The organism is Tateyamaria omphalii, assembly GCF_001969365.1.
Classification (GTDB): Bacteria; Pseudomonadota; Alphaproteobacteria; order Rhodobacterales; family Rhodobacteraceae; genus Tateyamaria; species Tateyamaria omphalii_A.
The window spans coordinates 1,273,817-1,296,399 of the sequence record NZ_CP019312.1; the positions used below are offsets into that span (position 1 = coordinate 1,273,817).

Consider the following 22,583-nt stretch of genomic DNA (forward strand, 5'->3'; position numbering starts at 1 on the left):
CAGGCGATCCAAAAGTATTATGCCAGAGAGCTGAACACATCCATGAAGTCTTCGAGATCACGGTCCCGGTCCAAGAGCAACCGCAACCGCAATTCGGGTGGTGGCGGCGGTAACGTCGTCAACCGCGTGTTCGATAGTTCCGGCCCCGAGGGCAAGGTGCGCGGCACGCCGCAGCAGATTATCGACAAGTACAACCAACTGGCTCGCGACTCGCAATTGTCCGGCGACCGGGTCGCGACCGAGAACTTTCAGCAGCACGCAGAGCATTACCTGCGCATGCTGGCCGAAGCACAGCGCGAGATTGATTCCCGCCGGGAAGAGCAGGAGCGCCAGAACCGCGAGCGCCAGGCCGAGCGCGACCGCGAGCGTGCCGCCCGTCAGGAGCAGGATGCCAACACCAGCGCCGATCCGGCCGAGGCGCCGCAACCGGATGTGGTCGACAGCGAGGGTGACAGCGGCCTGGTGGAAACGCCGGAAAGCCAACCCAAGCCCAAGCCGAAATCGACCCGCAGCCGGTCCCGCAAGCCCAAGGCCGAGCCTGCAGCAGAGCAGGCCGATGCGCAGCCGCAATCTGACGCGGACGGACCCGCGCCGGAAGCTGCTGAGTAAGCACTTATTCTGAACGCAAGACGGGCGTGCCATTGGCGCGCCCGTTGTCGTTTCAGCCCTTGGCGACTTCGCGGGCGAGGGCGCAGAAGGCCTCAAGCGGCAGCTGTTCGGCCCGGTCGGTCGGCTTGATCCCTGCGGCCATCAGACGGTCTTCGATGTCTGGGGCTGTGCCCTTGAGCGCGGCGCGCAGCATCTTGCGACGTTGATTGAATGCGGCGGCGACCACGCGGCTGAGCACGGCGGCATCGGCGTCGAACTTGGGCTCCGGCAGAGCGTTCAGATGGACAACCGCGCTCGACACTTTTGGCGGCGGCGTGAAAGCGTCCGGTGGCAGTGACAGCACGATCCGGGCATCCGCGCGCCACTGCGCCAGAACGGCGAGGCGGCCATAGGTCTTTGAGCCCGGCTGCGCCACGATCCGTTCGGCCACCTCGCGCTGGAACATAAGCGTCAGCGATTGCCAGAAGGGCGGCCAGACGGGCGGCGTGAGCCAGCGCACCAGCAATTCCGTGCCCACGTTGTAGGGCAGGTTGGCCGCGACGCGGATGGGCGGTGTCAGGTGCGCCAGCGGATCAATCTCGAGCGCGTCGCCCTCAATCACCTGCAGGCGGCCCGGATAGCGGTCGGCAATCTCGGCCAGGGCGGGCAGGCAGCGGGCATCCTTTTCGATGGCGAGCACTTTGCGCGCGCCTTCGGACAGAAGCCCACGCGTCAGCCCGCCGGGGCCGGGGCCAATCTCAAGCACATCGGAGCCGCTCAGATCACCAGCCTGCCGCGCGATCTTGGCCGTCAGGTTCAGGTCGAGCAGGAAGTTCTGCCCCAGCGCCTTGCGCGCGCTCAGCCCGTGGGTGGCGATCACCTCGCGCAGCGGGGGCAGGTCGTCGATGGCGCTCATGCGCCCTGCGCCATCTTGTGGGCGAGGCGAATGGCTTCGATCATGCTGGTGGGGTTGGCGATGCCGCGCCCGGCGATGTCGAATGCGGTGCCGTGATCGGGCGAGGTGCGGATGATCGGCAGGCCGAGGGTGACATTCACGCCGCGGTCGAAATCCAGCGTCTTGATCGGGATCAGCGCCTGGTCGTGATACATGCAGATCGCCACGTCATAGCGGCTGCGCGCAGCGGCGTGGAACATCGTATCGGCAGGCCAGGGGCCGGAGACGTCCAGACCGCCCTCTGCCATGTCGGCAACCAGATCCGTGATCCAGTCCTGCTCCTGCCGCCCCATGGCACCGCCTTCGCCCGCATGCGGGTTCAGCCCCGCGACGGCGATGCGGGGGGCGGGCAGGTGGAACTGGTCGCGCAAGGCCTGTGCCGTGATCTGGATCGTCTCGCGCAGCAGGTCCGGCGTGAGGGCGTCCGGGACATCCGCAAGCGCGATGTGGATGGTCGTCGGCACAACCCGCAGCGCGTCAGAGGCCAGCATCATGACGGCGCGGGGCGCGCCGGTGAGCGCCTCAAGGTATTCGGTGTGTCCGGGATAGGCAAAACCCGCGCCGTCCATCAGGACCTTCTTGTGGATGGGCGCGGTGCACAGCGCCGCCGCGTCCCCGTCCGTCACCAATCCGACGCCGCGCGCGATGACGTCGATGACGCCCTGCGCGTTCTCAAACGTCGGCTTGCCAGACGTGACCGGAGCGGGGAAGTCGTGGCGCAGGACGGGCAGGGCGTCAGTCGCGTCTACATCCTTGCAATCGGTGATTTCAGTCCAAGGCGTGTCCGCAGGCAGGTGCGTCGGATCACCCAGCCACACCATGGGGACGTCGTGGCGCAGGGCGGCCCAGGCCTTGGCTGCAATCTCCGGGCCGATGCCCGCCGGTTCGCCACAGCAGATGGCGACAGGCCGTGCCGTCATTCGAAGATGCGCACGTCGGCGTCAGCCCGCAGATCCGCCAGCAGTGTCTCGGAAAACGCGTTCAGGCGCTGGTTGCGCAGCTGGGAGGCGACCGCGGCCCGGTCGATCTCCTGATCTTCCTCGAGCGCGGGTGTGCGGCCACACAGCATCAGGAACACCAGCGTGCTCCCACCGGCGCGGGTCAGCGCGGTCGACACTTCGCCGGGGTCCAGCTTGGACAGTTCGATGGCGATGTCGTCGGGGATCTCCTCGGGCGGCAGGCTGCCACGGTCGAGCACGTTGTCAGGCTGACCTTGCGCGACGCCATAGAGGTCATCGCAGCGGTCCACCCGGGCGGCAATCGACTGGGCGCGCGACAGCGCTTCGGGCGTGCGCCCACCGTTGATATAGTACGCCGCGTACTCGATGGCCGAGAACGACCGCTGCGGGGCCTCGGTCTCGCGGATGTCGCGCAGCTGGAACAGGGCGACGGCGTTGGGGATCTGCAAGGGCGCTGTCACATCGCCCGGACCAAGCGCCAGCAGCAGCGGGCGCAGAACAGGCGGCAATTCAGAGATCGGGGTCCAGGGCAGGCGGCCCCCGGCGTCGCGCGATGCGGTCGCCGAAAAGCGGCGCGCAAAGCTCGAGAATTCGGCCTCTGTCGTTGCCTGAGCGATGATTTCGGCCTGCTCCAGCACCCGTTCCGCCTCTTGCGGCGGGGCCGGAATGATGATCTCGGACACCAGCACTTCGATGCCGGAATTGCCGCGGGCGGACTGGACGGCGCGGTCAATCTCGCGGTCGCCGACATTCACACGGTTGCCAAAGCGGGCGCGAATGTAGTCGCGCCAGACAAGCTGCACGTTCACAAAGTCGCGGAAGGTCTCTTCGGCGACGCCCTCGCTGCTCAGCCCTTGTACAAACTCTTCGGTGGTCAGATCGGCGCGGGCGGCAAATTCCGCCAGGCCAGCGGCCAACTCGTCGGGGCCCAGCACAATGCCCACCGCGCGGGTTTCTGCCTCGCGCAGGCGGTCGCGGATCAATTCTTCGATCACTTCGGTGCGGCCGCTGCCGCTGGCGCCGAGCAGGCGCAGAAAGCGCTGGCGTTGCTGCACCTCGAATTCGGTGATCGTGCGCTGGTCGACCTGTGCGACCGGGTCGAACAGACCCTGGGCCGGTGCCTGCATCGTCGACAGGACCAGCGCGCATGTTGCAATCAACGCTTGCCGAAATTTCTTACCGCTCATCTCGCCTGCTTTCCGCATGATCGTGTTTCCACGCGCTCCCCGGTGTTGACCGAGAACCCCCGCAGGGACACTGTTAACCCTAGACTGGTCGAGGGCTCAAGGGTTGTCGAGTCCGCGAAGGTGCGATTGACCGACAGGCCCACGGTGACGCATTCGTTGGTATAGGCCACCCCGGCGCCCGCCGTAGCGGCGCGACCGGTTTCCAGATCGTATCGCCAGGTGGCGTTGGCGGTCCAGAAGCGGTCAATCTTGTAGCCGCCGTCGAATGTGACTTCGCCGATATTTGATTCCAGGTCGATATCGGGATCTTCGGATATCCAGACATAGCTGCCGCCCAAGCGCAGCCTGTCGCGTGTCCAGGCCCCGCGCACTTCGGCCTTGGACACATCAAAACTTTCGTTGAAAAGCGTGCGGCCATAAAGCGCCAGTCCGCCGTCAAATTCGAGCTTGCCCGCAAGCAGGAAATCCGAGGTGGTGCCAGAGAGGCCGGACGTTTCATTGAAGTCGGCTTGCTCTTCCTCGCGAAGTATCTGCGCCAGCGTCAGGCTGGCCGACCAGCCGTCCGGGTCCAGCCGCGCCCAGGTGCCGCCATAGGCCAGCGCCCAACCACGTTCGCGCCGGTCTTCGGACGGAAAGCGGCTGAGCGACAGCAGGTTGCCCTCGTCGAATTCGACGCGCGTGCTTTCGTCATTGGGCACGTGCAGGCCGTCGCCGCCAATCCAGGACAGCTGCGCGATGGGTTCGAAAAACTGACGCACGCCGTTGTTCCCGCGCCGGACCAGAGGGTAGCGCAGGGTGATCCCGGCCTTGGGCGCAAGGCCGCTGTCGCCGCTGCCAAAGGTGGCGTCATCGCTGACCCGAATGACATCGGCGGCCAGCCCGAGGGTCGATTGCATTTGCAGGCCGCCGAACTGCATCGTCCGCAGCCACTCCGCGTCAAAGCTGAAGCGCAACACGTCCGTGCCATCCACAAACCCGTCGCCATCCGAGTCGAAATCCACGTCCGAGGGGCGTTCGTGGGCGTGGGCTTCGGCCGCGAGACGCACTTCGCCGCCAATCCGGCCCGGGTGAAACCGTCGTTCATAGAGCGCATCAACCACATCCGACGGCAAAAGGGCATCATCGTCGCCATCCCGCAGCGATTTGAAGTTGATGTAAGACAGGCGGATAAACTCGTCACGCCGCGCGCGGGACAGCTGGATCGTGCTGTCCAGCCGGTCTTTGCCGAACAGGCCGTAGTCGTTGAGATAGGCGTCGTCCGAGACGGATTCGATATCAAACTCGAGGACAAAGTCGCGGCGCAGGGCGAATTCGCCCGCCGCAAACAGGTAACCTCGTGCGTCATCCGGTTGCAGATCGTCATCGGAATAGGCGCCCTGCACGATGATCCGTCCGCGCCGAAACGCCTGGCGATAGCGGAATTCGAGCGTGCGCGTGCCGCTTGAAAAATACGGCGTCAGCGTGAGGTCGCGGTGATCGCCCAGCTTGAAGAAATAGGGCACGGCCAGCCCGGTCCCGAGGCGGGAATTGAAACGGATCTGCGGCAGCAAGACACCGGTCGCCCGTTCAAGGGTCGGGTCGGGCAAGCGCAGCCGTGGCAGGTAGAAGATGGGTGTGTTCAGCACCCGCAATTGCATGCCGTCGAAATACAGCTGGCGCTCCTCCTGGTCGTGGACAACGCGCTTGGCCCGGATCTGCCACAGCGGGGGCCGGGGATCGTCCTCGCAGATGCGGCAGGATGTGACGGCAGTCTTGTAAAGCTGAGTGTAGCGCCCGCCGACGCGGTTCATCTGCACCGACGCAAGCTGCAACTGGTCATTCAGCACAAGGCGCGCGCCGGTCAGAAGGCCGTTTTCGAGGTCTTCGCTCAGTTCGGCCTGGCTGGCGAGGATCAGGACACTCTCGCCGTCTTCGATCACGATGGGGCCAGTTATGGTCAGCGCACCGGTGTCGGGGTTGTATTCGATGGCCTGCGCGCTGAGCCGTGTGGTGCCCTGGAATGCCTCGACATTGCCGCGGGCGATCAGGCGGCGGTCGCGGGTCACCTCGATGTCGTCTGCCACCAAGACGGCCGCTGGTGCTTCGGTCGCTGGTGCATCCGGTTGCGTCTGCGCGATAGCGTGGCCGGTCACTGCCGTCAGCAGCAGGCAGGCCGCCGTGATATGTCGGAAGATGCGCCGCACCCTAGCCGTCCTCTGCCCGCAAGAGCAGCCCGAGGGCCAGCAGGATCGACGCCACGGGCGGTGCCCATGCTGCCAGCAGCACGGGTATCTGGCCGTTTTCGCCCAGTATCTGTGCAAAGCTTCGGATGAAGTACAAACCAAACCCCAGCAACACCGCAGCCAGCACTGCCGTGCCGGTCCCCCCGAACCGGGTATGGCGCATCGTGAAGGCCGCGGCAACAAGAACCATGCCCATCAGAAAGATCGGGCGCGCCAGTTCCGTCTGCATCCAGACGACGTGCTTGCGGGCGGAAAACCCGGCCTGTTCCAACTGTTCGATGAACTCGGGCATGTCCCAGATCGACACGCCCGCCGGTGTGCCCAGACGTTCGCGAATGCTGTCCAGCGTCAGGGTCGAGGGGATTTCAAGGATTTCGTGCTCGACCGCGTTGGCCTCGGGGTTGATCCCGACGGTCAGCGGCCACGCCTTGGCCATGCGCAGCGACCAGGCGCCGTCGCGCAGTGCGGCACTTGCCGCCTCGATCCTGCGGACGGGGCCGCCATTGGGCGCATAGGCGACAAAGGTCACGCCATAAAGCACGGAGGCATCCGCGTTGGACCGGGCCGCACGTATCACCGTTTGTCCGGTGTCGCTGCCCTGGCGCAGCCACAACCCTTCTTCCGAGATGGACAGCGCCGACACGCCGCCCGAGCGATAGGTCTCGGCCAGGGTGGCGTAACGCTTGGATGTCGCGGCGACCATGGGGCCAAGGGTGGTCGTGGCCAGAATGCCGATGATGATCGACACGACGACGGGCCCCACAAGTGCCCGCAGGGCCGAGCGCCCTGCCGCTCGCGTCACCACCAATTCTGACGACCGGGCCAGCGACACGAAGAGCGCGACGGTGGCCAGGATCATGATAAGGGGAAGGATCTGGTTCAGCGTTTCGGGCACATTCAGCAGCGTCAACCCGATCCGCTGAGCGAAGCCCACCCCGAATTGCGCAAATTTCCGCGTCTGGTCGATCAGATCGACGAGGCCGACGAGTGCGGTCAGCACCGCCGCAATACTCAGAAGGGCGAGCGCGAACCGGCGGGCGAAATACATGTGCAGAATCATGCCGTGCGCCCCCGTAGACGGCGCAATCGGGCGCTGCCGCCCGAGGCAAACCACAAAAGGCCCGCCGTCAGACCCAATCCAAGGACCGAGGGCGTGTAAAGGATGGGCCACATGCGCGCATCAGCCAGCACGGGCGGGGACAAGGCGCTGCGCATACCGTCCAAGGCGATGAGCAACAGGAACGCGATCACGACCTCGCGCCAGGCCCCGAACCGGGAATAGCCGCCCACCAGCAAGGTGGCGAAGCCGATCAGGGCGGTGACAAGGCAGAAGGCCGCCCGGGCAAAACGGCTGTGAACCTCTTCCGCAACGGCGCCCGGCGTTGTCCCGAGCGCGCGTGCGATGTCGTCCCAGCCCTGCAGCAGCGCGTGCGTGCGCAGGAACGGCAGCGAGGGTGCGATCTGATCCTCGCCATTCATCAGCGGTGAGATGTCGAAGGAAAAATCCTGAAACTTGGCGGTGGACAGGCGGTTGTCGGTCGTGGCCAGCCGCTGCGCCAGCCCATCGACCATGATCAGCGCCGTGCCGTCGGCGTTGCGCACAAGATAGGCTTCGGCGGCTGTGTAGATGACCCGCTCGTTCGGGGTGCGGCGGTCCGCGAGGAACACGTCCTGCAGCACGCCGTCTTCGTCGATGGCGCGGGTGTAGAAGGTGACGCCGGGTGTAGGGCTCAGGAACGTGCCCTCGGTCAACAGGCGCGATGTGACGTTGCGCGAAATCTCAGCCTCGCGCTGGGTCAGCTGTTCACTGGCCGCAGGCACCAGGATATGGCTGAGCACCGACATCATCAGGGCAGAGATCAGTCCGAACACCGCCACGGGCCGCGCCAGCCGCCAGGGCGACGTGCCGGTCGACATCATCACCGTCAGCTCGCTTTCGTTGTTCAGCCGGTTGGTGACATAGACCGCGGCGGCGAAGGTCGCGATGGGCAGAACGGTTGTGATCAGACGGGGCAGACCCAGAGCAGAAAACTCCAGAAACACCAGTGCCGTCTGGCCGTCTCCGATCAACCGGTCGAACAATTGCACGGCGCGATTGATCCAGAAAACGGACACCAGAACGAGGGCGAAGAAGCCAAAGAGCCACATGAGCTGTGACAACATATAGCGGTCAAATCGGACCAATGCCCCCCCCGGTTGTGGTGTGTTCGTCTTTTTAAACGCGGCAGCGTGTGCTGTGAACTTACCCCAATGGACCGGCGGGGAAAACTCCAAAACTGACCTGACGGTGCTGGTCAGTCCGACGGCGCCGCGTTACCACTTGTGCAAAGACATAATCGGAGCACCCAATGACCGACCTGACCCCCGTCACCTTCACAGCCACCGACCTTGACGCCATTGCCGGGCACGAGGGCCGCGTCGCGGTCATTGTCACGCCCGAGGGCAAGCTGGAGCAAAGTGCGCGTCGCGCAAACCGGCTGACCAAGGGTGCGGTGCAGCGCTTTGTCGACAGCGCCGCATTCGAGAAGGTGAAGCCGGGGCAGGTGACAACCTTTGCCTGGCCCGTGGGCATGGCGGTCGAAGCGCTCGACGTGATCTGCCTGCCGCGCAACCACTCGGTTGAAGAGGCACGCAAGGCGGGCGCTGCGTTGGGCAAGGCGCGGGGCGGCAAGGCGGTGCTGCTGGCCGCAGACGGCGCGCGCCGCGTGGCCGAGATCGCCTTTGGCGTTGCCATGCGGGACTATGAGTTTTCCGCCCACAAGACCGACGCCACTGACAGCGACACCGGCGTCACGATCATGTGCTCGAAACCGGAGGAGGCCGAAGCCGCCGCCGCACCGTTGATGGCCATAGCGGAGGGCGCGTTCATGACGCGCGATCTGACCAATGAACCGGCCAACGTGCTGACCACGACCGAGTTCGCCGACCGGCTGGTCGCGATGACGGAACTGGGGCTGGAGGTCGAGGTGCTGGACGAGGCTGAGCTGGAAAAGCTGGGCATGCGCACGCTTCTATCCGTGGGGCAGGGATCTGACAGCCCCTCCAAGGTGGTCGTCATGCAGTGGAAGGGGGGCGAGAAAGATGCGGCTCCGCTGGCGCTGGTGGGCAAGGGCGTGGTGTTCGACACTGGCGGCATCAGCCTAAAACCGGCGGCAGGCATGGAAGACATGACCATGGACATGGGCGGTGCGGGTGTGGTCGCAGGCACGATGCGCGCACTGGCCAAGCGCAAGGCCAAGGCGAATGTCGTGGGCCTGGTCGGTCTGGTCGAAAACATGCCCTCGGGCAACGCGACCCGGCCCGGCGATGTCGTCACGTCGATGAAGGGTGACACGGTCGAGATCATCAACACCGACGCCGAGGGACGGCTCGTTCTGTGTGACGTGATGTGGTATGCGCAGGACCGGTTTGAACCGGCGGGCATGGTCGATTTGGCCACGCTGACGGGCGCAATCATCATCGGTCTGGGCCACGAGAACGCGGGTGTCTTTTCCAACAATGATGACTTCTGCAACGCGTTCCTGAAGGCCGCCGCCAAGGAGAACGAAGGCGCGTGGCGGATGCCGCTGGGCCAGGCCTATGACGATCTGCTGAAGTCGCGGATCGCGGATATGAAGAACATCGGCGGTCGGCCTGCCGGGTCGGTGACTGCGGCGCAGTTCCTGCAACGCTTTGTGAAGCCCGAGACGCCTTGGATCCACCTGGATATCGCGGGTGTCGCGTCGGTCAAATCGGCCACGGCGCTGGCCCCTGCGGGCGCCACCGGCTGGGGCGTGATGGCGCTCAACCGCCTTGTGGCTGACGGATACGAGACGGAGTGACATGGGCGCTGCCTATTTCTACCACCTGACGCGTCGCCCGCTTGAGGACACGCTGACCATGCTGTTGGGCAAGGCGCTGCAAGCGGGTTGGCGTGTGGCGGTGCGTGGCCCCGATGCGGGTCGTCTGGGCTGGCTGGATGAGAAGCTGTGGCTTGGAGCGGACGAGGGGTTCTTGCCCCACGGCATGGCGGGTGGTCCGCATGATGCGGACCAGCCTGTTTTGCTGACGACAGGGCCTGCGGCCAACAATGCCACCTGCGTGATGACCATCGACGGGGCTGAGGTCACGGCGGAGGAGGTGGCGGCGCTTGACCGCGTCTGCGTGCTGTTTGACGGCAATGACCCGGACGCTTTGAACGTCGCGCGGGCGCAGTGGAAGGCGCTGAAGGATGCGGGTGCCTCGGCGCAATACTGGTCCGAGGAAAGCGGGCGCTGGGAGAAGAAGGCCGAGACCTAGCGGCTGAGTGTCATCTCTCCGCCCGCGATTTCGATCCGGCCCCAGCGTTGCAGATAGCCCATACCCAGCAGGGACTGGCCCAACTCGCCGTTGTTCACGACGGCGGGCACGTTGGTGTCCTCGTGTGGGCCGATGGCGACCGTGTCGAGACGGACGGGCGCGGTGCGCACCTCGCCGTTCGCCGTCGCGGCGCGGCCCAGGAAGGTCAGGTTGGCCGGGTCCAGCCCAGCGGCTTCGGCATCGGCGCGGTTCAGCACGATGTCTGTCGCACCCGTGTCCACGATGAAATCGGTGGGCTGCCCGTTGATATCGAGCGTCAGGTAATAATGGCCGTCAAAGCTGCGCGGGATGGTGATGGTGCCGCTGTCGTCAAAGCGGGTCTGGTTTGCCAGCAGATCGTCCTGAATGTCGCCCCAGAGCCCCACGACGCCGATGGCCCCGATGAAGATCAGCGCCCAGATGGCTGCCATCTGCAATGTCTGGCTGAGCCTGAGCTTGGTGGACAGGAGAAACCCGCCCCCGAGGACCAGGGCAAAGGTGCCCAGATAGATCAGTTGTGCAATGCTGTCGCCGCTCATGAGGTGTATATAGGTCGGTTGCGTATGGGTTTCAGCCCGGCATCAGTCCGAAATTGCGCAAACCGTCCAGAACGAACTGTACCGACAGGGCCGCAAGCAGCATGCCGAGAAGGCGGGTTACGACGGTGATCCCGGTCTTGCCCAAGGCGCGTTCCAGCAGGCTTGAGGCGAGGAACAGGATCAGGCAGACCCCCAGCACGAGGGCAGTGATGGCGAGGACGAGAGCCAGCCCCTCGACCCCCGGTTTCTGGCCCGTGAGCAGGATGACGGATGCGATGGCGCCCGGTCCGGCGATGAGCGGGATGGCCAGTGGAAACACGGACGGGTCGTCCTGGTCGGTGTCCTCGGACCGATCTTCGCGCCGCTTGGTGCGCCGCTCGAAGAGCATGTCGAGCGCCGTCAGGAACAAGAGCACACCACCTGCGACGCGGAAGGCGGGCATGGAGATGCCGATGAAGCCCAGCACCGCTTCGCCAAAGAGTGCAAAGACGATGAGGATCATCATGCCGATGGCGCAGGCCCGCAGCGCGATGGCCCGACGCTGGCGTTCGGGTACGCCTTGGGTCAGAGCCACGAACAGGGGGGCGAGGCCAATGGGGTCGATCACCACGAACATGGTCACGAAGGCGGTGATGAGGAAGGCGGTGTCGATCATTCTGTTGCCATATTGAGCGCCCTTGGCGCGTTCGATTTCCTTTTTGAATGAGGGGTTCCACCCCTCAAACTCCCCGCCGTATTTCCCAAAGAGAAGAAGGTCAGGCCCGTTCGGCGGTTTCCAGTTTTTCGAGGTCTTGCATCCAGAGGCTTTCGGCCCGGTCCAGTGCGTCCATGACCTCGGCGTATTTGCGTTGCCAAACCTCCATTTCCGAGATGTTTTCATCTTCGTAAAGCATGGGGTCGGCGAGTTTGCCCGCCAGCTTGTCGCGCATCTGGTTCAGCTTTTCCACGCGTGCCTCGGACTTGCGCACTTCGGAGCGCAAGGCCAGGATCGCATCGCGGCTGGGTTTTTTTGCTTTGGGCGCATCGGGTTTTCGGGTCTTCGGCGGCTTGCCGTCGCTCAGGAGCTGTTTGCGGTAGGCTTCGAGATCGTCTTCGAACGGCTTGACCGTGCCGTGCGACACCAGCCACAGCCGGTCGGCCACCAGTTCCAGGAGGTGCATGTCGTGGCTGACAAGGATCACGGCGCCGGTGTAGTTGGTGAGCGCTTCGACAAGCGCCTCGCGGGACTCAATATCGAGGTGGTTGGTGGGCTCGTCCAGGATCAGCATATGCGGGGCGTCGAGTGTGGCCAGCAAGAGCGACAGGCGCGCTTTTTGCCCGCCGGAGAGTTTGCCCACGACCGTGTCCGCCTGGTCCGCCATGAGCCCGAAGCCCGACAGCCGCGCGCGCCATTTGGCGGGGCTTTCGCCGGGCCGTTCGCGGCGCAGGTGGTCGAGCGGGGTTTCGTCCACGTGCAGTTCATCCACCTGGTGCTGGGCGAAGTAGCCGATGCGCAGCTTGGAGGATTTGGTCATCTTGCCTGTCATCGAGGGCAAGCGGTCCGACAGCAGCTTCGACAGAGTGGACTTGCCCTGGCCGTTCTTGCCCAGCAGCGCGATGCGGTCGTCCTGGTCGATGCGCAGGTTCAGTTTGGACAGCACGGTCGTGTCGCCATAGCCGGTGCTGGAGCCGTCGAGGTGGATGATGGGCGGCGACAGTTCTTCGGGGTTGGGAAAGTCGAACCGTTTCAGCCCCGCCTCTTGCGGGGTCGTGATGGGCTGCATTTTCGACAGCGCCTTGAGCCGGGATTGCGCCTGGCGCGCCTTGTCCGCCTTGTAGCGGAAGCGGTCCACATAGGATTGCAGGTGGGCGCGGCGCGCCTCTTGCTTTTTGGCCTGGGCGGCGGCGACGGCCAGCTTTTCGGCGCGTTGGCGCGCGAACTGGTCGTAGGGCCCCTGGTAATAGGTCAGCTTGCGGTCTTCGAGGTGCAGGATCGCGCCGACCGCCCGGTTCAACAGGCCGCGGTCGTGGCTGATGATGACGACCGTGTGGGGGTATTTTGCGAGGTAGGATTCGAGCCAGAGCGCCCCTTCGAGGTCGAGGTAGTTGGTGGGCTCATCGAGCAGCAGCAGGTCGGGCTGGGCAAAGAGCACGGCGGCAAGGGCCACGCGCATGCGCCAGCCGCCCGAGAAGTCGGCGCAGGGTTTGAGCTGGTCGGCGTCGTCGAACCCGAGGCCCTTGAGGATCGTGGCGGCCCGCGCCTCGGCCGACCAGGCGTCGATATCGGCCAGGCGGGTCTGGATTTCGGCAATGCGTTCGGGGTCCTGGCTTTGATCCGCAAGCAATTCTGCGCGTTCGGTGTCCGCCGCCAGAACCGTGTCGAGCAGGGACGTGTCGGAGGCCGGAACCTCTTGCGCCACGCCGCCGATCCGCGCGCCGGAGGGCAGGGAGATGTCGCCTGATTCCAGGGCCAGTTCGCCATAGATCAAGCGAAAGAGCGTGGTCTTGCCCGTGCCGTTGCGGCCCACGAGGCCGACCTTGTGGCCTTCGGGAATGACGGCGCTCGCCCCTTCGAACAGAGGGCGACCCGCGATGGCGTAGGTGATGTCAGAAATGCGCAGCATGGGCGCGCTCTAGCAGAGGGTTGCTGCCCGTGCTAGCCCCTGCGGATGACCAAGGCCCCGCCCCATCTTGTGACCCTCGTTTTGCTGACAGCGCTGAGTGTGCTGACGCTGAACATGTTCCTGCCTGCGCTGCCCGCGATGCGCGAAGCCTTTGGCGTGTCCGAAGCCGTTATGGGGCGGTCGATCTCGCTTTACATGCTGGCGGCTGCCGTGTTGCAGGTGCTGATCGGGCCGCTGTCGGACCGGGTGGGGCGGCGGCCTGTGATCCTGGGGCTTCTGGTCGTCTATGGGCTGGCGTCGGTGCTGTGTCTGCTGGCGCAGGACATCACGCTGTTTCTGATTGCGCGGACGGGGCAGGCGGTTGCGGTGGGCGGGGGCATCCTCGCCTCCGCCGTGGTGCGGGATATGTATCAGGGGCGGGTGGCGGCGGCCAAACTGTCGCTGATTGCGTCGGCCATGGCGGTGGCGCCAATGCTTGCGCCGATGGTCGGTGGGCTGCTTGAGACGGCGTTTGGCTGGCGGTCGGTGTTCGTGGTTTATGCGGCTCTTGGCGCGGGGTTGCTGTTGTGGTGCCTGCGGGATCTGGGCGAGACGCATGGCACCCGGCAGGGCCAGCGGTTGCAGTTTGCCGCACTGCTGCAATCGCGCCTCTTCTGGGCCTATGTCGGCCTCCAAGCCCTTGGGGTTGGGACGTTTTACATGTTCCTGACCGGGGCGCCTTTCGTCGCGGCGGGGGTGTTCGGGCTGAGCCCGGCGCAGATCGGGATCGGGCTTGGGTCCACCACGGCAGGCTTTCTGGTCGGGGCCGGGGTGTCCGCGCGGCTGGTGGAGCGGGTGGGGCCGATGCGCCTGATCCTGCTGGGGCGGATGGTGCCGATTGCGGGGCTGGGTGCGGCCTTGACCTACTATTCCGGCGGCGGCGCGCTGGTCTGGCCGCTGTTTCTGAGTACGGTGACCATCGGCATCGGCAATGGGTTGTCGCTGGCCAATGCCAATGCGGGCGCGCTGTCGGTGCGGCCGGATCTGGCGGGCAGTGCGTCGGGGGTCAGCGGGGCGGTGGGCCTGGGTCTGGGCGCTGGTCTGAGCTGGCTCACAACGGCTGTGCTGGGCGGGCGGGCGACACCCGAAGGGCTTCTGATGCTCATGCTGGTGACCTTGGTTCTGGCCCTTGGCGCAGCCCTTGCCGCAGCCCGGTGGGAGCAGGGCGAGACAGGGCTTTCCAAGCCGAAAACCCCATGATACGGGGGCGCAGATTTTCGCGTACGGGACGGTCCCGGGCGCTGTCGACAGGAGAATACCATGGCCCTTGAGCGCACCTTTTCCATCATCAAACCCGATGCAACACGCCGCAACCTGACGGGCGCGATCAACGCCAAGTTCGAAGAGGCGGGCCTGCGCATCGTTGCGCAAAAGCGCATCCACCTGACCAAGGCGCAAGCGGGTGTGTTCTATGCCGTGCATGCCGAGCGTCCGTTCTATGACGAGCTGTGCGAATTCATGGCGTCGGCCCCGATCGTGGCGCAGGTTCTGGAAGGCGAGGGCGCCATTGCCAAGAACCGTGAAGTGATGGGTGCGACCAACCCGGCTGATGCCGCCCCCGGCACGATCCGCGCCGAATTTGCGGAGAGCGTGGGCGAGAATTCGGTCCACGGTTCGGACGCGCCGGAGACGGCTGCGGTTGAGATCGCTTACTTCTTCTCGGGGCTGGAGCTGGTGGGCTAAGCCTGCGGCACTTTCCGTGCAAATGACAGACACCGGCGTGCCCATGGGTGCGCCGGTTTTTTATTGGTTTATGAGTGGTTAACGGAGCGTGCGGGCAACGGGGTTTGGTTTTGGTGTCGCGTTGCGTGAGGTGCGCTTCGTAACATAATGATTTGAAATGGTTTTAACGTTTATTTCATGGTGTGACTTGCGTGCACACTCCGTACACAGGGCGTGCACACCCGGTGCACCGGCCTATGTCGTTTCAGAACAGCCGATACGAGATGCGGTAGAGTGTAGACAGTGCAGGCGCAGCGTTAAGAGGATGTGACTGCACCGTTCGGTGCATCGTCCTGCTCGCTCTCGAAATGCTTGCGCAGCAACGCCACGTTGCGCGTGTTCGCCTTCCAGCCGATGTCGAAGAGGTCACCGACCAGCGGGATCGACCCGATCAGGGCGTCGATGCCGATGTTGCCCAGCATCCGCGCCTTCAGGGCACCGGGCGTGCCCATCCTGTGCGCCTGCACCACGATATAGCCTGCGGGGCCAAGGGTCAGCGCGTCGCCGATGCCGGGGATCAGGCCAAGGATGCTGTCCCAGCCGACATGGACCCCGACAATGGGCAACCGCACCGCCCGGTCCATGGTCCGGGCGATGCGGTCGAGATGCTCAATCTGATCGGTGCAATCAGGCATGTTCGGGCGTGCGGGCGATGACCCAGACGGCGTGGACGATGCCGGGGATGTAGCCCAGCAGGGTCAGCAGGATGTTGATCCAGAAATGTTTGCCGATGCCCACCTGCAGGAACACGCCCAGCGGGGGCAGAATGACGGCGAGGATGATGCGGATGAGGTCCATTTTCTTGTTCCTTCGGTTGCGGTGCAGTTGCAGAAAGAACGGGACTTTGACGGAAAAGGTTCCCGAAGGATCAGGGTTTGGCGATCACGCCAATCTCGTTCAGGGTGCGTTCGAAGGCGCTGAGGTCCTTGTCGAAGGCCTGCGCCTTGATCGTATCGAAGCGCTTGCGCAGGGCCTTTTTCTCTTCGCCCTTGCAGTCATTCCAGGGGCGCCCCTGAAGGCCCATGACCAGCACGTAGTAGCCGATGAAATGGGGGCGCATGCCGGAGCGCAGGAGGCGGGCGTAGGCCTCGTCCGCACCGAGGCTGCGCAATGTGTCGGCGTCTGGAATGCCAGCCTTGGCACAGGCGGCATCCATGGCCGGGCCAAGGTTGCGGATGGAGGAGACCGGGTCGCTCATGCGCCGACCATATCCAGCCGAATTGGTGCTGTCACGCGGGCTTAGATGCTGGCGTAATCCGTGATGATCGGGGCCGGTTTGGCCTCTTTCCTGGGCTGCGGTTGCGGCGGTTGTTGCGGCGCCGAGGGGCGTGGTGTGCTCGACATTTCGTTACCTCTTACGATTTGACATTGGCCGCGTCGGGGTGCGGCACCATTACCCCAGCACGGGTCTGTGCCGAGGGCGTGGCTGAAATGTGGCAATTATGTGGCAGATTGCAGCGTATATGTCGTGATCTGCACGTAAGGGTGATCGGGCGTCACAATCACACTGGGGAAATGCGGGTGGTTGACCGCGTCAGGCCAGCCCTGCGGTTCCAGCGCGATGCCCGACAGCGGCGCGATATGGGCCTGCGGGATCGTGGGAAGGAAAGCGCCGGAATAGGCCTGTAGCCCCGGTTCGGTGCTGGCGATGCGCAATATGTGGCCGTTGGTGTGCAAGACCGCCATGGGCCGCGGGCTTGGTGACGTTGTCTCTGCCACGCAGAAATTGTGATCGGTGCCCGGATCAATGGCGCGCGGTGTGCAGTGGTCGAAGGGGGTGTCCGCGACCGGGGCGATGGTGCCCGTGGGCAGGTTTGCGTCATCGGTGGGCAGGTAGTGATCGGCGTGGATGTGCAAACGGTGATCCGGGCCGACGCGCCAATAGGGGTGGTGCGCGATCGACGCCGGGGTCGGCGCGTCTGTGCGCATCCGGATGTTGGTGGTGAGCGTCGTGTCCTCGACGGCGTAGTCGAGGTCGATCACACGGTTGCCGGGTAGGCCGCCATGGCCGTGCGGCAAACTGTGTTGCAGGCACAGGCGGGCGGGGTGCTGACCAGTGACACGCCACTGCGCGCGGTCCAACCCGTCGGGTCCGCTGTGCAGCGCCGTGATCCCGTTTTCGTTGCAGCGCATCTGGTGGACCGTGTCACCCACAGGCACCCTGCCGCCGCGCACCCGGTTGGCCAGCGGTCCGACGATGGTGCCGCCATAGGCGTCGCGCAGGGCGGCACTGACCGCATCATCCACGTCGAGGATCAGGTTTGGCCCGCCATCAAGGTACAGGCTGCGCATGCGCGCGCCATCGGGGTCGAACGTGGCTGTCAGGCGGTCGGTCCTGATCGTATAGGTCTGGGTCATGCGGGCACCATGGCGCAGGTCGTGGGACCGTGCAAACGGGTCTGCGCCTAGAGGTCGTAACGTTTGCAGACCAAGCCGTCGGGCGTGCGGTAGGTGCGAAAGCCCATCGCGTCGTAATAGGCCTGTCCTTCGGGGTTCGTGGCGCCGATGGAGGCGTCGATGGACGTGAGCCCCGCGGCGCGCGCGCCCTCAAGTGTGACGTCGAAGAGCGCGCGCCCGACGCCGCGCCGGGCGGCCGAGGGGCGGATATGGGTGCCGATGATGCCCCAACCGGGCGCCACCCCCCATGTGTTGCCGGGCTGTGCCCGTTTCAGGGATTGAAAGCCGAGGATCGTGCCGTTGTCGTCGGCGACGGTCAGGCGGATCTTGTCCGTGCCCAGAATGTAGTTTTCGCGCACGAAATCCGGGTCATCGGGGCTGATGCGTTTTCCGGCGGCTGTGAGGTCCTTGAGGAATGCGCTCATTTGCGGGACGTCGTCGACTGTGCCGTCGCGTGTGATCATTTTTGCGCGCTCCGTTGGTGGTGTTGGCGCAAGGTGTACGCCGGATGTGCCGGGGTGTGCAAAGCGGTTGTCGCCCCTTGCGCGGGTCTGCGGCGGGGTGGCATCACGGTGCGCAAAGGAGCGCCTGATGACCGAACACCCTGTGTCCACCCATGATGCTGCGGCCGACGACCGTAATGAGGACATTCTGATCTATGTGGACGGCCAGATCGTGCCGCGCGCGCAGGCGGTCGTATCGGTCTATGACAGCGGGTTCATGCTGGGCGATGGGATCTGGGAGGGCTTGCGCCTTTATGACGGGCATATCCCGTTTTTTGACGACCATCTGGATCGGCTGTTTGAGGCGGCGGTCTATACCGAGATTGAGATCGGTCTGGACCGCGACGGGCTGAAGGCGGCGGTGTGGAAAACGTTGCAGGCCAATGGGATGGAAACGGATGTTCATGTGCGTCTGATGGTGACGCGGGGGCGCAAGGCCAAGCCGTTCCAGCACCCGCATCTGAGCCTGTGGGGGTCCACCATCGTCATCATTGCCGAGCATTCGAAACCGGATGACAGCGTGGTCGCGCGTGGGATCAGGTTGCACACGGTGCCGCATCATCGCGGCCTCCCGCTGACGCAGGATGCCAAGCTGAACTCGCATTCCAAGCTGAACTGCATCATCGCGCTGAACCATGCCGTGCGCGCCGGGGCGGACGAGGCGCTGATGCTGGACCCGTTCGGATTTGTGAACACGACCAATGCCTGCAACTTCTTTGTGGTGAAGAAGGGGGCGGTTTGGACCTCGACCGGGGATTATTGCATGAACGGGATCACCCGTCAGAAGGTGATTGATCTGTGCCGGGCCGAGGGGATCCCGGTGTTCGAGCGGAATTTTTCGCTGGTCGACACCTACGCGGCGGACGAGGCGTTTCTGACCGGCACCTTTGGGGCGCAGACGCCGGTGTTCGAGATTGACGGGCGGGTGATTGGCGGCGGTGTGGCGGGGCCGGTGTTTCGGCGGCTGCGCGCGGCCTACAAGGCGCTGATCAAGGCCAGCCGGGAGGGTTAACGCTCGCGCAGCGCACCTTGCAGCGTGGCGATGATCGGGGCGAAGAAATAGCTGAGGATGCGTCTGTCGTTGGTGGTCACGTCGATGGAGGCGGTCATGCCGGGACGCAGGGCGTAGCTGCGCCCGGCGTGGATCAGGTCGGGTGTGGCGGGCACGATGATGGCCTGATAGCCCCATTCGTCCGTGGCAAACTCGATCGAATCCGCGGAAATGTCGCTGACTGTGCCCACCAGCACGCCGAAGCGTTCGGACGGATACGGGTGCAGCCGGATGTTTGCCTGCTGGCCCACAGCCATGAACCCTACGTCGCGGTTTGAAAACCGCGCCTGGATTTCGAGCGCGGAGCCGGTCGGGACGATCCGCATCAGGGGCGCGCCGCCCTCGACCACGCCGCCGATGGTGTGGACCTCGAGCCGGTCGACGATGCCGTCGGTGGGCGCGGTCAGGGTGGTCGTGGACACGCGGCGCCGCGCGGCGCGCAGGTCTTCGTCCAGGGTTGCCGTCTCGACCGCGATGGCCGACAGCCGGGTTGCAATGTCGGCGGTGCGGGTGGCGTTGGCGCTTTGATAGCTCTGCTGCGCGACGCGCGCGTTGCGCATGGCTGCCGCGCGCTGCCTTTGCAGGACCACCTGCGCATTGCGCAGGCTGCCCAGATCCTCTTCGGTGTCCAGAAGCCGCGCGCGGGAGGCCGCCTCGCGGTCCACCAGCTCTTGGGTGGCGACCATGCGTTGCTCCTGGATGTCGATGCGCTCCCGAACGCCTTCCAGCTGCGCCGCGAGCACCTCGAGATCGGCGTCAAAGGCGGCGATCCGGGCGGCATGTTCGGCCTCTGCGTTGGTCAGCTGGTCCAATTCGGCCCGCAGCAACTGCCGCTCGACCGCCGCGAGCGGGTTGTCCCGTGCGTCCGGAGCGCCATCGAACGTCGCCAGAGCCTGGTCGCGCAGTGCGGTCATGTCCTGTGCGTGTGTCCCCAGCATCTCGAACAGCGCGAGCAGCGCGTTGAGGCGGACCGCCTCGACCACCAGCTGGTCCTTGCGCGCGGTCAGCCCGCTTAACTGGGCCTGCGCCTCGGTGGCGTCGAAACGCACGAGCGGGTCGCCCTGCGCCACGGTTTGGCCGTTGCGCACGAGCAGCGCCTCGATGATGCCGGTGAATTCGGGCTGCACGATCTGGACGCGGGTGGCGGGGACAATGCGGCCTTCACCCGTGGCCACGACCTCGACCCGAAAGACATAGGCGCCGACGACACAGGCCACGAACAGTGACACCATGGCCAGGACCGTCAGTTGCAGGGTCGGCGAGCGGTCCGGGATGGGGCGGGGCAGGTCGGTCATGCGGCGTCGCCGAAGGTGATGACCGCATCGGCCCTGTCGAACGTGTCCGGCGCGTGGGTGATCACGATGATCGTGGTGTCGCCCGCCATCGCATTCAGCCCCGCAATCACGTTGCGGCGTGCGACGTCATCAAGCGCGCTGGTCGGTTCGTCCAGGATCAGCACGTTCGGATTGGCAACAAAGGCGCGGGCCAGCGTCAGGCGCTGTCGTTGCCCGCCCGAGAGTGATTTGCCGCCCTCTTCGACAGGGGTGTCGAGCCCCCCCGCCAGGTGCCGCACAAAGCCCGCATCGGCCCGCTCCAGCGCCTCCCAAAGTGCGGCATCGCTGGCGTCCGGGTTCGAAATGACAAGGTTGTCGCGCAAGGTGCCCGAGAACAGGTAGGATTCCTGCGGCACATAGGCGACATGCTTGCGCACATCATGGGGATCAAAGTCGGCGATGTCGTGCCCACCCAGCCGGATCGTTCCCGCGGTCGGTTTTTCCAGCCCAGCGGCAAGGCGGCCAAAGGTGCTTTTGCCGCTGCCGGACGGGCCGGTGATCAGCGCGAAGGAGCCGGGTGCCACCGCCAGCGAAAACCCGTCCAGCACCGGCGCGCCGTCGCCATAGGCAAAGTGCACGTCGTCGAAGTGCAGTGAGGGTGTGATCCCGGCGGGCAGGGCCGGGTTCTGGTCGAAGGGTTCGGTGTCCTGATTGACGATATCGCCGAGGCGCAAGCGCGACACGCGCAGGTTTTGCCAGGCTTCCCAGAAGGCCGAAAAGTTTTCAATCGGGCCGGTCACGCGCGCGGCCAAGAGGTGAAAGGCCACCAGTTCGCCCAGCGTCATCTCGCCCTCGAACACCAGCCCGGCGCCGAGGTAGATAATCAGGATGGTGATCAGCTTTTCGATCCCCACCAGCATCTTGCCGTTGGCGAGGCTGAGCATCTGCACTCGGAACGCGGCGGCCAGCTTGTGCGCCAGCGTGCGGTCCAGTTCTGCCGTGAGGTGGCGTTCGGCGCCCAGCGCCTTGAATGCGGCGATGCCCGACAGGCTTTCGACCAGCCGCGACTGGTGGCGTGCGGACATGTCGAACTGCACCCGCAAGCGCCGCCGCAGGAGCGGCCCAAAGATCGCGTAGATCGCGATCTGCACCGGGAGGGCCAGCAGGATGACCATGGTCAGCGTGGGCGACAGGCTGAAGAGCACGAAGATGTAGATGAAGATGAACAGCACATCGAGAAACAGTGATGTGGTGGAATCCAGCAGGAAGTTCTGGATCGTGTTGATCTCTTGCGTGCGGGCGATGGTTTCGCCGACCTGCCATTTGCGGAAGAACGCAAAGGGCAGGCTGAAGAGGTGGTGGTAGAGCTTGTGCGCCAGTTCCTTGAGGATACGCATGGCCGCGAGGGTGCCCAGGATCGTGGCCAGCACCTCGAACAGGATCTGGAAGGCGGCGGCGGCCAGAAAGACGATTGCGACGACCGTCAGCGATGCCTCGCGTTGGAAGGGCAGGATCCGGTCGATGACCACCTGGAAGATGAACGGTTCGACCAGCGTGACAAGCCGCACGCAGATCGCCAGGATCACCAGTTCCACATAAAGATGCAGGTGTTTGCCCAGCGTCGGTGTGAACCAGCCGATCCTGATCTCGCGCCGTTCATCTGCCTGTGCGGGGGGTGTCGTCATGGGTGCGCGGCGTCAGATCCGCAGCGCGCTGCGTTCGGCAGACAGGATGGCCAGCGTGCAGATGTGCCCCGGAAAGAGTTCCGCTTGCGTGTGATCGGTCGTCTGGAAACCCAGCGCGGTGTAAAAGGCGCGCGCATCGTTGCTTTCGCTGTAGACCTGCACCTCGACCATGATGTCATCGGCCAGATCGGCGCAGAGCGCGGCCATGATCCGCGTTCCCAGCCCGCTTCGGTGCAGGGCGGGATCGACGTAAAGCCCCCAGGCGTAAAGCGTGCGGTGCCGCAGTACCCCGACGCCCAGGCCGACGAGCCGCCCTTCTTGCCGGGCGGCGATCAGAATCCGGTCCTCGACCTCGTTGGCGAGGATGTCGGTTGTCTGCACATCCTCGACATGGGCCAGCATGTCCGGCGTTGCGAAGGCCGGGTAGGCGGCGGCAAAGCACCGTCTGAGGAAGGGTTTTGCCTCGGCATCGGTGACGGTGCCGCGCGCGACCACGGTGGGGGCCGGTGTGACGGCCTGTGGGGATGGGTCTGTCGGCATGA

The 22,583-nt window shown here is 64.9% G+C and carries 23 protein-coding genes; 6 read left to right on the forward strand and 17 right to left on the reverse strand.

Annotated elements, in window-relative coordinates; all coding sequences use genetic code 11:
* The first annotated feature begins 42 nt into the window (after nt 1–42).
* On the forward strand, nt 43–609 hold the full coding sequence (locus tag BWR18_RS06350) for a DUF4167 domain-containing protein (RefSeq protein ID WP_076630164.1): 567 nt from the start codon (nt 43–45) through the stop codon (nt 607–609).
* Nucleotides 610–661: 52 nt separating this feature from the next.
* Here BWR18_RS06350 and rsmA read toward each other — a convergent pair whose 3' ends face one another.
* The 6 genes from rsmA to lptF are packed head-to-tail and all read right to left on the reverse strand — an operon-like array spanning nt 662 to nt 8,095.
* Nucleotides 662–1,504: a 16S rRNA (adenine(1518)-N(6)/adenine(1519)-N(6))-dimethyltransferase RsmA gene (rsmA, locus tag BWR18_RS06355; RefSeq protein ID WP_076627199.1), complete on the reverse strand. Its 843-nt coding sequence runs from the start codon at nt 1,502–1,504 to the stop codon at nt 662–664.
* The gene (gene pdxA / locus BWR18_RS06360) at nt 1,501–2,463 is read right to left on the reverse strand and encodes a 4-hydroxythreonine-4-phosphate dehydrogenase PdxA (RefSeq protein ID WP_076627200.1); all 963 of its coding nucleotides are present in this window, start codon (nt 2,461–2,463) and stop codon (nt 1,501–1,503) included. The genes rsmA and pdxA overlap by 4 nt, the downstream gene beginning before the upstream one ends.
* The gene (locus BWR18_RS06365; protein ID WP_076627201.1) at nt 2,460–3,689 is read right to left on the reverse strand and encodes a peptidylprolyl isomerase; all 1,230 of its coding nucleotides are present in this window, start codon (nt 3,687–3,689) and stop codon (nt 2,460–2,462) included. The genes pdxA and BWR18_RS06365 overlap by 4 nt, the downstream gene beginning before the upstream one ends.
* Nucleotides 3,686–5,872: an LPS-assembly protein LptD gene (locus BWR18_RS06370; protein ID WP_083957652.1), complete on the reverse strand. Its 2,187-nt coding sequence runs from the start codon at nt 5,870–5,872 to the stop codon at nt 3,686–3,688. The genes BWR18_RS06365 and BWR18_RS06370 overlap by 4 nt, the downstream gene beginning before the upstream one ends.
* 1 nt (nt 5,873) lies before the next feature.
* Nucleotides 5,874–6,971 (reverse strand): LPS export ABC transporter permease LptG, encoded by a 1,098-nt coding sequence (lptG, locus tag BWR18_RS06375; protein WP_076627202.1) that lies wholly within the window; start codon nt 6,969–6,971, stop codon nt 5,874–5,876.
* Nucleotides 6,968–8,095, reverse strand: a complete 1,128-nt coding sequence (gene lptF, locus BWR18_RS06380; RefSeq protein WP_076627203.1) for an LPS export ABC transporter permease LptF — start codon at nt 8,093–8,095, stop codon at nt 6,968–6,970. Before lptF ends, lptG begins: the two co-directional genes overlap by 4 nt.
* Before the next feature lie 164 nt (nt 8,096–8,259).
* Here lptF and BWR18_RS06385 point away from each other — a divergent pair, with 164 nt between their 5' ends.
* Both BWR18_RS06385 and BWR18_RS06390 read left to right on the forward strand, forming a co-directional pair.
* A complete protein-coding gene (locus tag BWR18_RS06385) occupies nt 8,260–9,732 on the forward strand; it encodes a leucyl aminopeptidase (RefSeq protein WP_076627204.1) in 1,473 nt (490 codons plus the stop codon).
* Between the two features lies 1 nt (nt 9,733).
* Nucleotides 9,734–10,189, forward strand: coding sequence for a DNA polymerase III subunit chi (locus BWR18_RS06390; RefSeq protein WP_076627205.1), 456 nt, complete (start codon nt 9,734–9,736; stop codon nt 10,187–10,189).
* Here BWR18_RS06390 and BWR18_RS06395 read toward each other — a convergent pair.
* The 3 genes from BWR18_RS06395 to BWR18_RS06405 all read right to left on the reverse strand — a co-directional run bounded on the left by BWR18_RS06395 (nt 10,186) and on the right by BWR18_RS06405 (nt 13,370).
* The gene (locus tag BWR18_RS06395; RefSeq protein WP_076627206.1) at nt 10,186–10,767 is read right to left on the reverse strand and encodes a retropepsin-like aspartic protease family protein; all 582 of its coding nucleotides are present in this window, start codon (nt 10,765–10,767) and stop codon (nt 10,186–10,188) included. The two genes, BWR18_RS06390 and BWR18_RS06395, sit on opposite strands and share 4 nt — an antisense overlap.
* Before the next feature lie 31 nt (nt 10,768–10,798).
* Complete coding sequence (locus tag BWR18_RS06400; RefSeq protein WP_076627207.1) at nt 10,799–11,422, reverse strand: MarC family protein; 624 nt, start codon at nt 11,420–11,422, stop codon at nt 10,799–10,801.
* 100 nt (nt 11,423–11,522) lie between these two features.
* Nucleotides 11,523–13,370, reverse strand: coding sequence for an ABC-F family ATP-binding cassette domain-containing protein (locus tag BWR18_RS06405; protein ID WP_076627208.1), 1,848 nt, complete (start codon nt 13,368–13,370; stop codon nt 11,523–11,525).
* A 45-nt stretch (nt 13,371–13,415) separates the two neighbouring features.
* Between BWR18_RS06405 and BWR18_RS06410 the strand changes: the two genes are divergently transcribed.
* Both BWR18_RS06410 and ndk read left to right on the forward strand, forming a co-directional pair.
* Nucleotides 13,416–14,609, forward strand: a complete 1,194-nt coding sequence (locus BWR18_RS06410; RefSeq protein ID WP_076627209.1) for a multidrug effflux MFS transporter — start codon at nt 13,416–13,418, stop codon at nt 14,607–14,609.
* Between the two features lie 60 nt (nt 14,610–14,669).
* The gene (gene ndk / locus BWR18_RS06415; protein ID WP_058240757.1) at nt 14,670–15,092 is read left to right on the forward strand and encodes a nucleoside-diphosphate kinase; all 423 of its coding nucleotides are present in this window, start codon (nt 14,670–14,672) and stop codon (nt 15,090–15,092) included.
* A gap of 296 nt (nt 15,093–15,388) precedes the next feature.
* Here the strand turns inward: ndk and BWR18_RS06420 are convergent, their stop codons facing one another.
* From BWR18_RS06420 to BWR18_RS06440, 5 genes are all read right to left on the reverse strand, one after another.
* Nucleotides 15,389–15,766 carry a DUF4112 domain-containing protein gene (locus tag BWR18_RS06420; RefSeq protein WP_076627210.1) on the reverse strand — a complete coding sequence of 126 codons (378 nt, stop codon included), beginning with the start codon at nt 15,764–15,766 and terminating at the stop codon, nt 15,389–15,391.
* A complete protein-coding gene (locus BWR18_RS06425) occupies nt 15,759–15,929 on the reverse strand; it encodes a YqaE/Pmp3 family membrane protein (RefSeq protein ID WP_076627211.1) in 171 nt (56 codons plus the stop codon). Before BWR18_RS06425 ends, BWR18_RS06420 begins: the two co-directional genes overlap by 8 nt.
* Before the next feature lie 70 nt (nt 15,930–15,999).
* Nucleotides 16,000–16,329, reverse strand: a complete 330-nt coding sequence (locus BWR18_RS06430) for a TfoX/Sxy family protein (protein ID WP_076627212.1) — start codon at nt 16,327–16,329, stop codon at nt 16,000–16,002.
* A gap of 242 nt (nt 16,330–16,571) precedes the next feature.
* Complete coding sequence (locus tag BWR18_RS06435; protein ID WP_076627213.1) at nt 16,572–17,489, reverse strand: hypothetical protein; 918 nt, start codon at nt 17,487–17,489, stop codon at nt 16,572–16,574.
* Between the two features lie 47 nt (nt 17,490–17,536).
* A complete protein-coding gene (locus tag BWR18_RS06440) occupies nt 17,537–17,992 on the reverse strand; it encodes a GNAT family N-acetyltransferase (protein WP_076627214.1) in 456 nt (151 codons plus the stop codon).
* A 127-nt stretch (nt 17,993–18,119) separates the two neighbouring features.
* Between BWR18_RS06440 and BWR18_RS06445 the strand changes: the two genes are divergently transcribed.
* Complete coding sequence (locus BWR18_RS06445; protein ID WP_076630166.1) at nt 18,120–19,043, forward strand: aminotransferase class IV; 924 nt, start codon at nt 18,120–18,122, stop codon at nt 19,041–19,043.
* Here the strand turns inward: BWR18_RS06445 and BWR18_RS06450 are convergent.
* Genes BWR18_RS06450 through BWR18_RS06460 form a run of 3 tightly spaced genes read right to left on the reverse strand, consistent with a single transcriptional unit; the run spans nt 19,040 to nt 22,581 of the window.
* Nucleotides 19,040–20,377, reverse strand: a complete 1,338-nt coding sequence (locus tag BWR18_RS06450; RefSeq protein WP_076627215.1) for an HlyD family type I secretion periplasmic adaptor subunit — start codon at nt 20,375–20,377, stop codon at nt 19,040–19,042. The two genes, BWR18_RS06445 and BWR18_RS06450, sit on opposite strands and share 4 nt — an antisense overlap.
* Nucleotides 20,374–22,041, reverse strand: a complete 1,668-nt coding sequence (locus tag BWR18_RS06455) for a peptidase domain-containing ABC transporter (RefSeq protein WP_076627216.1) — start codon at nt 22,039–22,041, stop codon at nt 20,374–20,376. The genes BWR18_RS06450 and BWR18_RS06455 overlap by 4 nt, the downstream gene beginning before the upstream one ends.
* A gap of 12 nt (nt 22,042–22,053) precedes the next feature.
* Nucleotides 22,054–22,581: a GNAT family N-acetyltransferase gene (locus BWR18_RS06460; RefSeq protein WP_076627217.1), complete on the reverse strand. Its 528-nt coding sequence runs from the start codon at nt 22,579–22,581 to the stop codon at nt 22,054–22,056.
* Nucleotides 22,582–22,583: the final 2 nt, after the last annotated feature.